Annotated in this window: 9 protein-coding genes; 8 read left to right on the top strand and 1 reads right to left on the bottom strand. The window is 62.1% G+C overall.

Annotated features, from left to right (window positions below):
• Positions 1-727: 727 nt before the first annotated feature.
• From ACK59L_RS20270 to ACK59L_RS20235, 8 genes are all read left to right on the top strand, one after another.
• Positions 728-2,110, top strand: a complete 1,383-nt coding sequence (locus tag ACK59L_RS20270; protein WP_145253489.1) for a polynucleotide adenylyltransferase PcnB — start codon at positions 728-730, stop codon at positions 2,108-2,110.
• On the top strand, positions 2,107-2,586 hold the full coding sequence (folK, locus tag ACK59L_RS20265; protein ID WP_058604749.1) for a 2-amino-4-hydroxy-6-hydroxymethyldihydropteridine diphosphokinase: 480 nt from the start codon (positions 2,107-2,109) through the stop codon (positions 2,584-2,586). Before ACK59L_RS20270 ends, folK begins: the two co-directional genes overlap by 4 nt.
• A gap of 250 nt (positions 2,587-2,836) precedes the next feature.
• Entirely contained in the window at positions 2,837-3,637 is an 801-nt protein-coding gene (gene panB / locus ACK59L_RS20260) for a 3-methyl-2-oxobutanoate hydroxymethyltransferase (RefSeq protein WP_409275640.1), read from the top strand.
• Positions 3,634-4,497, top strand: a complete 864-nt coding sequence (gene panC / locus ACK59L_RS20255; protein ID WP_167338624.1) for a pantoate--beta-alanine ligase — start codon at positions 3,634-3,636, stop codon at positions 4,495-4,497. Before panB ends, panC begins: the two co-directional genes overlap by 4 nt.
• A 143-nt stretch (positions 4,498-4,640) precedes the next feature.
• A complete protein-coding gene (gene pgi / locus ACK59L_RS20250) occupies positions 4,641-6,305 on the top strand; it encodes a glucose-6-phosphate isomerase (RefSeq protein WP_100850859.1) in 1,665 nt (554 codons plus the stop codon).
• Between the two features lie 276 nt (positions 6,306-6,581).
• On the top strand, positions 6,582-8,516 hold the full coding sequence (acs, locus tag ACK59L_RS20245) for an acetate--CoA ligase (RefSeq protein ID WP_409275637.1): 1,935 nt from the start codon (positions 6,582-6,584) through the stop codon (positions 8,514-8,516).
• Between the two features lie 41 nt (positions 8,517-8,557).
• Complete coding sequence (locus ACK59L_RS20240; RefSeq protein WP_409275635.1) at positions 8,558-9,427, top strand: oxygenase MpaB family protein; 870 nt, start codon at positions 8,558-8,560, stop codon at positions 9,425-9,427.
• Between the two features lie 78 nt (positions 9,428-9,505).
• The gene (locus ACK59L_RS20235) at positions 9,506-12,442 is read left to right on the top strand and encodes a DUF748 domain-containing protein (RefSeq protein ID WP_409275633.1); all 2,937 of its coding nucleotides are present in this window, start codon (positions 9,506-9,508) and stop codon (positions 12,440-12,442) included.
• A 122-nt stretch (positions 12,443-12,564) separates the two neighbouring features.
• Here ACK59L_RS20235 and ACK59L_RS20230 read toward each other — a convergent pair whose 3' ends face one another.
• Positions 12,565-12,915 (bottom strand): BON domain-containing protein, encoded by a 351-nt coding sequence (locus ACK59L_RS20230; protein ID WP_182140066.1) that lies wholly within the window; start codon positions 12,913-12,915, stop codon positions 12,565-12,567.
• Between the last annotated feature and the right edge of the window lie 80 nt (positions 12,916-12,995).

Raw genomic sequence — 12,995 nt, 5'->3', positions numbered from 1 at the left:
CGCCTGTTCGCGCCCCCCAGGCGCGTCTCCTCCCCGAAACGGCGCCACCGACTCACCCCCCCGCCCCCCCCCGCCGCAAAAATCTGTTACCTGCCTGCAGGTGCGTAACAGTTGCCGAGGTAAACGGTAACGAAAAACACGCCGCGCACTTGGCATGCTTCCCTGCAAAAATAGCCAAACCCCCGGATTTGCTGGGCTAGCCAAAGTTGGCACGCCTTCTGCTATATGCTTAGTACAAAAACAATAACAAGCACTGCAACCCACAATAAGAACAAGACGAAACGACTCACGCACAATAAGAACAAGACGGCGGAGGCGCAGCTAACTGATTCTTTTGGAGAGGATGCATGTTTGGGGCTTGCCCCACACCCAGGCAGAGAACAACAAAAACTGCACTATAAAGCAGCACCTGAACTGGATGGATCTACGATCAACGTGACATCAGCGGCCAAAGCAATCCGTTTGCTCTTTACCCCTGGCTTGGGGGTCGTCCACAAGCTTCACGCTTAGTGGCAGGGCACTCAACAAAAACAAGAAGCCCGCAAAAAAAACAATAAGAGCACACGCAACGACTTCTTGGGGAGCTTAGGCTCCCCTTGTCGTTTCTGCCTTTGGGCAGGCATTCTGCGACCGCCTACACCATCCCGCGAGTAAATGCTAGAATCCCCGCCCATCATGCGGCCATTCTCATATTCTTGGCCGAACATTCCTTCAAACAGTGCATCCCATGCTGAAGAAGCTGTTCCAGTCGTTCCGCCCGCCCGTACCGGGCCAGCACCACCGGCGTACTACGCCCGAGGTGATCAACAAAAGCCAGCATTCGCTGCAGCGCCACCAGTTCAGCCGCCATGCGGTGAACATTGTCGAGCGCCTGCAGAGCGCCGGTTACCAGGCTTATCTGGTCGGTGGCTGTGTCCGCGACCTGATGCTGGGCATCACGCCGAAAGACTTCGACGTGGCCACCAGCGCCACCCCCGAACAGGTGCGTGCCGAGTTCCGTAACGCGCGTATCATCGGCCGCCGCTTCAAGCTGGTTCACGTGCATTTCGGCCGTGAAATCATTGAAGTCGCCACCTTCCGCGCCCCTCACTCCGAGGACGATCAGGGCGACAGCCACCGCTCGTCCCATAATGCCAGCGGGCGAATCCTGCGCGACAACGTGTATGGCACCTTGGAAGAAGACGCGCAGCGCCGCGACTTCACCATCAACGCGCTGTACTACGATCCGGTGAGCGAGCGCATTCTCGATTACGCCAACGGCGTGCACGATGTGCGCAATCGCCTGTTGCGCCTGATCGGCGATCCTACCCATCGCTATCAGGAAGACCCAGTGCGCATGCTGCGTGCGGTGCGTTTCGCAGCCAAGCTCGACTTCGGTATCGAAAAGCACACCGTCCAGCCGATTCGCGAACTGGCACCGTTGCTGCGTGAAATACCGCCGGCGCGGCTGTTCGAAGAGAGCCTGAAGCTGTTCCTTTCGGGCCAGGGCGCCATGGCGTTCGAAATGCTGGTCGACCTGCAGCTGTTCGAACCCCTGTTCCCCGCCAGTGCCCAGGCGCTGGAGGACCGCCCCACCTATACCCACACGCTGATCAGCCAAGCGTTGAGCAATACGGACCTGCGCGTCAAGCAAGGCAAGCCGGTAACGCCTGCTTTCATGTTCGCAGCCCTGCTGTGGCCTGCCCTGCCAGCGCGCGTTCTGCACCTGCAGAACCAAGGGGTGCCGCCGATTCCGGCCATGAACGGTGCAGCCCATGACCTGATCGCCGAGCAGTGCGCACGCATTGCCATTCCCAAGCGCTTCACCCTGCCGATCCGCGAGATCTGGGACATGCAGGAACGCCTGCCGCGCCGCAGCGGTAAACGCGCCGACATGCTGCTGGACAACCCACGCTTCCGTGCCGGTTACGATTTCCTGCTGCTGCGCGAAAGCGCTGGCGAAGAAACCGATGACCTTGGCCAGTGGTGGACCGAGTATCAGGAAGCCAATGACAGCGAGCGCCGCGACATGATCCGCGACCTGGGCAGCCGTGATGAAGGCGGTGCGTCCCGCAAGCGCAAGCGCAGCAACAGCAAGCGCAAGCGCGGTGGTGAAGAGGCCTTCGAGTGAGCATCCGCGTGTACGTCGGCCTGGGCAGCAATCTGGATGCCCCGGCCGAGCAGTTGCGCAGCGCGCTGGACGCACTCGATCAGGTCCAGGCGACGCGTCTGGTGGCCGCTTCGGCGCTGTACACCAGCGATTCGCTACTGCCGGGCCAGCCCCGCTACACCAATGCCGTCGCCGCGCTCGACAGCGCCTTGGCGCCCCTTGACCTGCTCGATGCCTTGCAGGCCATCGAAAACGACCAGGGCCGGGTGCGCAAGGAACGCTGGGGGCCGCGCACCCTCGACCTGGACATTCTGCTGTACGGCGACCAGGTGCTGGACCTGCCGCGCCTGCAGGTACCGCACTATCACATGCATGCCAGGCCCTTCGTGCTCTATCCACTGGCCGAACTGGTCCCTGCAGACTTCCGGCTTGCCGATGGCCGCCAATTGTCCCAACTGCTCGCCGCCTGCCCATACATTGGCCTCGAACGCCTGTAACCGGCCGTTCGTTAGGGCAGTAACGCCAGTAACACCCTCATCGTAACAATGCGGTAACAGGGTGATTGACTTCCCTCATTTCGCTCACGACTATAGGCGACCCGCGTGGCACCCCCGTGTTGCGCACCCCTATCGAGGCCCGGACGGACCTGTGCCAGAACATCACGCGCGATGATGTGCCGCTGCGGAAGATGACTACTCAGGTTGCATGCAGTCGTTTCCCCTGGCGCCAGAATGAGGAACTCTCTACATGCCTGAAGTAACCCTTTCCACCCTCAATGGCCTGAAAGCCAAGGGTGAAAAAATCGCCATGCTGACCTGTTATGACGCGACGTTCGCCAAGGCAGCCAGCCAGGCCGGCGTCGACGTCCTGCTGGTGGGCGACTCCTTGGGCATGGTCTTGCAAGGCCATGACAGCACCTTGCCAGTCACCACGGCAGACATGGCCTACCACACCGCCTCAGTCAAGCGCGGCAATCACGGCGCGTTGATTCTCGCCGACCTGCCGTTCATGGCCCACGCCACGCCCGAATCAGCCTTCGCCAACAGCGCGGCGCTGATGCAGGCAGGCGCCCACATGGTCAAGATCGAAGGTGCAGCGTGGTTAGCCGAGACCATCCGGCTGCTGGCCGAGCGTGGCGTGCCTGTATGCGCCCACCTGGGCTTGACGCCTCAGACCGTAAATGTGCTCGGCGGCTATAAGGTACAAGGTCGCCTGGAGGCACAAGCCCGGCAGATGCAGGTCGATGCCATCGCGCTTGAAGCCGCAGGCGCCGCCATGCTGCTGCTCGAATGCGTGCCCAGCGAGCTGGCCGCAGCGATCACCCAGGCCGTGCGCATCCCGGTCATCGGCATCGGTGCCGGCAGCGCCACCGATGGCCAGGTACTGGTGCTGCATGACATGCTCGGCCTGTCCCTCAGCGGCCGGGTACCCAAGTTCGTGAAAAACTTCATGGACGGCCAGCCTGACATCGCCAGCGCCCTCGCCGCTTATGTCCAGGCCGTCAAGCAAGTCACGTTCCCCGCCAGTGAACACGGGTTCAGCGCATGAATACAGTCAAGACCGTGCGGGAGCTGCGCGCCGCCGTAGCCCGCGCCCGCAGCGAAGGCAAGCGCATCGGCTTCGTGCCGACCATGGGCAACCTGCACAGTGGCCATGCGGCCCTGGTGGTCAAGGCTGCGCAATGCGCCGACTTCGTGGTTGCCAGCATCTTCGTCAACCCGCTGCAGTTCGGGGCCAATGAAGACCTGGACAAATACCCCCGCACGTTGGCAGCCGACCAGCAACTGCTGGTCGAATCGGGCTGCAACCTGCTGTTTGCCCCTGCCGTGGACGAAATGTATCCGGACGGGATGAGCGTGCAGACGCGGGTCAGCGTGCCCAACCTGTCAGAAGGGTTGTGCGGCGCCAGTCGGCCAGGGCACTTCGAAGGCGTGGCCACCGTGGTCAGCAAGCTGTTCAACATGGTGCAGCCTGATCTCGCGGTCTTTGGCGAAAAGGACTATCAGCAGCTGGCAGTCATTCGCGCCATGGTGCGCGACCTGAACATGCCCATCCAGGTGATGGGGCTGCCTACGGTGCGCGCCGCAGACGGCTTGGCACTGTCATCGCGCAACGGCTACCTCACCGCCGAGCAGCGGGCAACGGCGCCTGTGCTGTATCGCGTGCTCCAGACGATGGCAGCTGCCATCGCCCGTGGCCAAAAGGACTTCGCCGCGCTGGTGGCCGACGGCCAGGCCCAATTGAGCGCAGCCGGTCTGCGCCCCGATTACCTGGAAGTACGGCATGCCCTGACCCTGCGCCCGGCCATGGTCGATGACCGAGACCTGGTGGTCATCGCGGCGGCTTACCTGGGCAACACCCGCCTGATCGACAACCTGTACGTGCAGGTGCAGGACAAGACGGCCTGAACGGCCTGGGGTGTCTAGGCACCCCATCTACTTTTGCGCCCCCCATTCCCAGCGCCAGGCCTTTGCCTATAATGATGCCAGCCTGAACCCGGCAATGACTGCCGTGTCCAACGCATCACCACGGACCAAGGGACCCCCGCGCAATGGCGTATTACCGTACCCCCCACGATGTCACGGCTCTACCCGCCTGGCAGGCGCTCAAGCAGCACCGCGATGCCATGCAAGGCTTCAGCATGCGAGAAGCTTTCGCCGCCGATCCTCAGCGCTTCGAACAATTTTCCCTGAGCTCCTGTGGCCTGTTCCTGGATTATTCCAAGAACCTGATCACCGAACAGACACGTGACCTGCTGGTGAACCTGGCCGACGAAGTGGGCCTCAAGGACGCCATCACTTCGATGTTCAACGGCGAGATCATCAACGCCTCCGAAGGCCGGCCGGTGCTACACACTGCCCTGCGCCGCCCGGTGGGTGACAAGCTCAGCGTCAACGGCGTGAACGTCATGCCCGAAGTGCACAAGGTGCTCAACCAGATCACCGAGCTGGTCGGCCGCATTCATGATGGCCTGTGGCGTGGCTACAGCGAAAAGCCCATCACCGACGTGGTCAACATTGGTATCGGTGGCTCGTTCCTCGGCCCGGAACTGGTATCCGAAGCATTGATGCCTTACGCCCAGCGCGGTGTACGCTGCCATTACCTGGCGAACATCGACGGTAGCGAGTTCCACGAACTGTCGGCCAGCCTGCGCGCCGAAACCACCCTGTTCATCGTCTCGTCCAAGTCGTTCAACACCCTCGAGACCCTGAAGAACGCAATGGCCGCGCGTACCTGGTACCTGGCCCAGGGCGGCTCGGAAGCCGAGCTGTACCGCCACTTCATCGCCGTTTCCAGCAACAAGGCCGCCGCCGTGGCGTTTGGCATCCGCGAAGAGAACATCTTCCCGATGTGGGACTGGGTCGGTGGTCGCTATTCGCTGTGGTCCGCCATCGGCCTGCCCATTGCGCTGGCCATCGGTACCGCCAACTTCAAGGAACTGCTCTCCGGTGCCTACACCATGGACCAGCATTTCCAGAGCGCGCCGTTCGAGAAGAACATGCCCGTGCTGCTGGCGCTGCTGGGTGTGTGGTACGGCAATTTCTGGGGTGCCAGCAGCCATGCGATCCTGCCGTACGACCACTACCTGCGCAACATCACCAAGCACCTGCAACAGCTGGACATGGAGTCCAACGGCAAGAGCGTGCTGCAGGACGGCACCCCGGTGAAAACCGAGACCGGCCCTGTGATCTGGGGCGGTGTGGGCTGCAACGGCCAGCATGCCTATCACCAGTTGCTGCACCAGGGCACGCAGCTGATCCCGGCCGACTTCATCGTGCCGGTCGTCAGCTTCAACCCGGTAGCCGACCATCACCAATGGCTGTACGCCAACTGCCTGTCCCAGAGCCAGGCGCTGATGCTGGGCAAGACGCGAGAAGAAGCCGAGACCGAACTGCGTGCCAAGGGCATGAGCGAAGCCGAGGTGCAGAAGCTTGCCCCGCACAAGGTCATCCCGGGCAATCGCCCGAGCAACACCTTGGTGGTCGAGCGTATCAGCCCACGCCGGTTGGGTGCCCTGGTGGCCATGTATGAGCACAAGGTGTTCGTGCAGAGCGTGGTCTGGGGTATCAATGCCTTTGACCAATGGGGCGTGGAACTGGGCAAGGAACTGGGCAAGGGCGTGTACCAGCGTCTTGTAGGCAGCCAGGAAGAGGTGGCCGAGGACGGCTCTACCCAAGGCCTGATCAATTACTTCCGCGGCCGCCATCGCGGCTGATCAGACCTCTACCTGGCAGGGCTTGTGCTCGCCAGGCAAGGCATCAAGAGATGCGCCGCAGCTTCTGCAATTCGCCCCCTGGGCAATTGCCGGGGCTGCTGCGCAGCGCCCATCGCACGTGGTCCAAGCCTCTACAGCAGACCAGTCGACGGCTTCATAGCCCCTATCGACCGTACCCGCCCAATCGCCGAACCGGTGGAACACCCCTCCCCGCAAAACTGTCCTACCCATTAGCCGTTGCCGTCCCTCGCCCCTCACAAGAGCAGGACCACCGCCATGTTCGATATTCGAAAATACCCGCACGCCCTCGCCGTCAGCCAGGCGGCAGCCCTCACCCAGGACGACTACCACCGCCTGTACCGCCAGTCGGTCGAAGACCCGGACACCTTCTGGGCCGCTCAAGCGCAGCGCCTGACCTGGATGAGGCCTTGGTCACAGGTTCAACAATCGGACCTGCGCACCGGCCAGGCCCGCTGGTTCGACGGGGGCCAACTGAACGTCAGCTACAACTGCATCGATCGCCACTTGGCCACGCGGGCCGAGCAGACCGCCCTGCTATGGGAAGGCGACGACCCCAGCGATACCAAGGCCATCAGCTACCGTGAACTGCACCGCCAGGTGTGTCGCCTGGCCAATGTATTGAAGTCGCGAGGCGTGGCCAAAGGTGACCGAGTGTGCATCTACATGCCGATGATCCCCGAAGCCGCCTTCGCCATGCTCGCTTGCGCGCGCATAGGCGCTGTTCACTCTGTGGTGTTCGGTGGTTTTTCCCCGGACGCGCTGCGTGACCGTATCCTGGACGCCGACTGCCGTACCGTCATCACCGCTGACGAAGGCGTACGCGGCGGTAAACGAATCGCCCTCAAGCAGAATGTCGACAAGGCGTTGGCCAGTTGCCCGGCCGTCAGTACCGTCGTGGTAGTGCGGCGAACCGGGGGTGATGTCGCCTGGGACGATAATCGCGACCTTTGGTACCACCACGCCATCGAGCAGGTCGACGAAGCTTGCCCACCCGAACCCATGGAGGCAGAGGCTCCTCTGTTCATCCTCTACACCTCCGGTAGCACCGGCAAACCCAAAGGCGTGCTGCACACCACGGCGGGGTACTTGCTGCAAGCGGCCATGACATTCGACGTGGTGTTCGACTACCGGGAGGGGGAAGTCTTCTGGTGCACCGCCGACGTCGGCTGGGTCACCGGCCACAGCTACATCGTGTATGGCCCCTTGGCCAATGGCGCCATCTCGCTGATGTTCGAAGGCGTGCCCAACTACCCCGACAGCTCGCGGTTCTGGCAAGTCGTGGACAAGCATCAGGTCAACATCTTCTACACCGCACCCACCGCCCTGCGCGCCCTGATGCGCGAAGGGGATGCGCCCCTGCAAAGTACCTCCCGTGCAAGCCTGCGCTTGCTGGGCAGCGTGGGTGAACCGATCAACCCGGAAGCCTGGCACTGGTATTTCAATGAGGTCGGACAGCGCCGCTGCCCCATCGTCGATACTTGGTGGCAGACCGAGACCGGCGGCATCATGCTCACGCCACTGCCCGGCACCCAGTCCCTAAAGCCTGGCTGCGCCACCCAACCCATGTTCGGCGTGCAGCCGGTGCTGCTTGACGACAAAGGCCAGGTCATCGAGGGTCAAGGGGCTGGGCTGCTGGCGATCAAGGCCAGCTGGCCTGGGCAGATTCGCACTGTCCATGGCGATCACCAACGCATGGTCGACACCTACTTCAAACCCATGCCCGGCTACTACTTCACCGGGGACGGCGCCAGGCGCGATGCCGACGGGCATTACTGGATCACTGGGCGCGTGGACGATGTGATCAACGTGTCCGGGCATCGCATCGGCACGGCGGAGGTCGAAAGCGCCCTGGTACTTCACGACAACGTGGCCGAAGCAGCCGTGGTGGGCTACCCCCACGATCTCAAGGGCCAAGGCGTATACGCCTTCGTGACCACCATGAACGGTGTCCGCCCCGATGAAGAACTCAAAGCCCAGCTGTTGGCGCTGGTCAGCAAGGAGATAGGCAGCTTCGCCAAGCCCGAGCTACTGCAATGGGCGCCGGCTTTGCCCAAGACACGTTCGGGCAAGATCATGCGGCGTATACTGCGCAAGATCGCCTGCAACGAGCTCGACAGCCTGGGCGATACCTCCACCCTGGCCGACCCGGGCGTCGTCCAAGGGTTGATCGACACTCGCCTGAACCGATAACCGGCAGCCGCTTCCCAGGCTGCCCAGCCCTGCAGGTCACCATGGAAGCGCTTCGCCGTCGTATCGAAAAACAAGCCATGAGCCTCACCGGCCTGGCATTGGGCCAGCTCGACCTGGAGTCGCCCAAAGGCGACCCTGGCCTGTTCGGGCCCAACAGCATCAGTTGGCGCGTGCACGGTGACTTCCCTAGCATGCTGGTCGGCGGCATCAGCGCGCTGATGCTGCAGTTGCTGCACCCGCTGGCACTCGCCGGGGTCTGGGACCACTCCAACTTTCGCCATGACCTGATCGGACGCCTGCGGCGCACCAGTCAGTTCATTTCAGGGACCACGTTCGGCGCGACCGAAGATGCGCACTGGTTGATCGAAAAAGTGCGCCGGATACACCTCCAAGTCGAAGGCACGGCGCCGGATGGCCGCCCGTACGCAGCCAGCGACCCCCACCTGCTGACTTGGGTGCATGTGGCCGAGGTCAGCAGCTTTCTGGCCGCACACCTGCGCTACCGCAACCCCCGCTTGTCCCTGGCCGACCAGGACGCCTACTACCAGGAAATCGCCCTGATCGCCGAGCGTCTGGGCGCCCAGGACGTGCCCCGCTCGCGCCGTGAGGTCGCACACTACCTGCATGAGATGCGCCCACAGCTGAGCTGCGATGCCCGCAGCCAGGAAGTCATCGGTATTCTGCTCAACGCCCCTGCGCCCAGCCGGCTGGCAAAACCCGTGGCCAAGCTGATGCTGCACGCCGGTATCGAGCTACTGCCTCATTGGGCACAACAGCAGCTTGGCCTCGAACAGGGCCGTTGGCAAAAACGGTTGATCCGCCTGGGCATGCATGGCACCGCCCCGGTATTGCGATGGGCCATGCGCGACGGCTCTGCGCACAGGGCCAGGCGCCGCATGGGCATCGAATAAGCACTGGGCGCCCCTCAGCGGAACTGATTTAACGTGCCATACTCCAAGGCATCCCGCACCGGACAGACGAAGCGATTCATGTACAAAGGACTGACTCGCGCCATCGGCGCATTGCTGGCGTTGCTCGCCCTGTACAGCCTGCTTGGCTTTCTCATTCTTCCGGGCCTGGCACTGCGTATCGCCAACCAGCAGCTTGCCCACTACGCCACGGTGCCGGCCCACTTGCAACGGGCCGAGTTCAACCCCTTCAGTCTCGAATTGACCTTGTGGGGCCTGCAGATCGGCGAGCCCGGCAAAGAGCAGGTCGGTTTCGAAAAACTGTACGCCAACCTGTCGCTGGACAGCTTGTGGACCGGCGCGCTGCACCTTGATGCCCTCGAGCTGGTCAAACCGCGCACCGAAGTGTTGTTCGCCAAAGATGGCACCCTTAACCTCACGCGCCTTTTCCAACTGCCCACCAGCAAAAGCGAGCCCGATGCACCCCCAGGCGATCCTTTCCCGCTGCGTATCGGCAGCATCAAGCTCGAGCAGGGTTTTGTGCGTTTCGAAGACCTGCGTCCCAGCGAGCCGATCGAGTTTCTCTATGACAACCTTGGCCTGGAGCTGAAGAACCTCAGCACCCTTGCCAACGACAATGCCGACATGACCATGGTGGCCAACGGCCCCAACGGTGGACGCATCGACTGGCAGGGTACGTTGAGCCTGGCGCCTATCGCGTCCGAAGGCACGCTCAAGGTCAGCGACAGCAAGATGAAGCTGTTCTGGCCCTATGTGCGCGATGCCGTGCCCTTGGTGCTGGAAGACGGCAAGCTCAGCCTGAGCACGCATTATCGGCTCAACCTGGCAGACAAGACCGAACTGCGTTTGGAAAAAGCGTCGGTGCGGGTGGCGCCCTTTGCCATCAAGGCCCCGGACGGTCGCCCGTTGGCAAGGCTCGCCAGTCTGGAGTTGAGTGATGCCTCCGTCGATCTGGTCAAGCAACAGGTAACGGTCGGCAAAGTGCGCAGTGAAAAGCTCGAAACCTGGGCGGCGCTGGAGAAGGACGGTCAGCTCGATTGGCAGGTGCTGTTTGCCGGCAAGCCTGGCAAGCCAACGCCAGCAGAAAAGGCCGAGCCGCCCACCGCAGGGCCTGCGGCGGCACCGCAGACGCCAGCGGCCCCGAGCAAGCCCTGGCAGGTGCTGCTCAACGATGTCCAGCTCAGGAACTACCGCGTGCACCTGGCAGACCGCACGCAAAAAGAGCCGGTCACCCTGGACATAGGCCCCTTGAACGCTGACTTGAAGGGCTTCGATAGCCTCAACCAGAAGCCCTTCACGGTCAAGTTCGACACCGGCATCGGCAAGCAAGGCACCCTGCAAGGGCAGGGCCAGGTCAACCTGGCGCCGGTGTGGGCCAAGCTGGATGTCGGTACCCGGGACATCGACCTGCGGTTGGCGCAAGCCTACATCAACCCCTACATTCTGTTGGAGCTGCGCAGCGGCATGCTCGACAGCGACCTGAAGGTGGACCTGAAAAGCGCATCGCCGCTGGCTTTGACGGTGAGCGGCAAGGCCCAGGTGAATCAGTTGCACACCCTCGACACCATCAAGAGCCGGGACTTCGTCAAATGGCAGCAGGTCAACCTCGATGGCCTGACGTATGTGCATGGCGATGCCCTGTCGATCGACAAGGTGACGCTGCAACAGCCCTATGCACGCTTCATCATCAATGAAGACCGTACCACCAACATCAATGACCTGTTGATTCCACAGCCAACCGATGCGCCTGCCAAGGCCCAGTCCCAGCCTGCAAGCGCCACCGAGGAAAAGCCACTCGGTATCCGCATTGGCCAGATCGTGATCAAGGACGGTTCGGCCAACTTCGCCGACCTGTCGCTCACGCCCAATTTCGCCACGGCCGTGCAACAGCTCAACGGCCAGGTCGGCACCATCGATAACCGCAAGCCCCTCCCTGCCCCAGTAGATGTGCAAGGCAAGGTCGACCGGTACGCGCCCGTCACCATCAAAGGTGGCCTCAACCCATTCGACCCGCTCGCGAGCCTGGACATCGCCGCCGTGTTCAAACGCGTCGAACTGACTACCCTGACGCCCTACTCGGGCAAGTTTGCCGGCTACCGCATCCGCAAAGGCCGGCTGAACCTGGACCTGCATTACCTGATTACCAAGGGCCAACTCAAAGCCGAGAACAAAGTAGTCGTTGAGCAGTTGCAGCTTGGGGAGAAGGTAGACAGCCCGGACGCGGTCGATCTGCCGATTCGCCTTGCAGTGGCACTGCTCAAAGATACGCACGGCAAGATTTCAATCGAGTTGCCCGTTGCGGGCGATCTGAACAACCCGCAGTTCAGCGTAATGCCGATCGTGTGGCAAACCTTGCGCAACCTTGTGCTGCGCGCCGCGCAGGCACCGTTCAAGCTCATCGGTGGCCTGGTTGCCGGAGGCGGCGCCGAAGACTTGGGCACCGTCGCTTTCGCCCCTGGGTCCAGCGAGCTGGCAGGCGACGCTCAGGCGTCCTTGGACAAGCTCGCCGAGGGCCTGAGAAAGCGGCCGGAACTGCGCCTGGAAATCGAAGGCACCAGCGCCCAGGCAAGTGACGGCCCCATCCTTGCCCAGCAGCGCCTGGAACGGGAATATCAGGCCACCTGGTACAAGATCCTGCAGCGGCGCGGCGACAAGGTACCGGCCAGTGCGTCCCTGATGGTGGTCGACGAAGCCGACAAGCCAGCGATGCTCGAAGGCATTTATCGCAGCCGCCTCAAGCAGCAGCCCCCTGCCGAATGGGAGCAGCTTGACCGTGACGCGCGCACTGCCAACCTTCGCAACGCGGTGCTCAAATCCTGGGCCGAAAGCACAGCCCTGTTACGCACCCTGGGGCAGGAGCGCGCTAGCAGCATCAAGGATTATCTGGTGGACAAGGCCAAGCTCGAGGACGACAGGGTGTACTTTATCGATACCCACCTGGGGCAGCCCGAGAAAGATGGCCGCGTCGTGACGCCGATGCATCTTGATGCCGACTGACTGTCAACGGCAGGCTTAATGCAAAGCCTGCACGGCCTAATCAGACCGCACACAAAAAGCCCCGGCACAGTCCGGGGCTTTTGTTGTAGCTGGCCAAATCCATTTGGCCGACGGGACAATCCTTATTCGGCTTTCAGGCCGTCAGCCATTACGCTTTTGACGCCTTTGATTTTCTTAGTGATATCGATAGCCATTTTTTTCTGGGCTTCGGTAACAGCTACTTTAGAAGACAGGGACACGACGCCGTGGCTGGTTTCTACTTCGATGTCGCTGCCCGGAACGCCTTTTTCAGTCATCAGGTCGGCTTTCACCTTGGTGGTGATCCAGGTGTCGGAACCTTCTTGCTTGGCGTTATCAATGGTGTTGGCAGCCAGCATTACCGGAGCCTGGGTGGCCTGGGCTGCGAAAGCGGCATTGGCCATGGTCAGGGTCAGAGCGGTAGCAGTAGCGGCAGCAATGGCGAACTTCTTCATGTGAGTCACTCCTGTTTTTCGAAAGGTCTGCGCCATGTGTCTGGCGGCAGGTAAACCGGTAGTTGCATGGCCTGTGCCAG

Origin of the sequence: Pseudomonas sp. KCJK9111, from assembly GCF_046231935.1 — a bacterium.
Taxonomy (GTDB): Bacteria; Pseudomonadota; Gammaproteobacteria; order Pseudomonadales; family Pseudomonadaceae; genus Aquipseudomonas; species Aquipseudomonas parafulva_B.
Note: the sequence above shows the minus strand (reverse complement) of the source record. Positions and strands in the feature narration are given on the sequence as shown.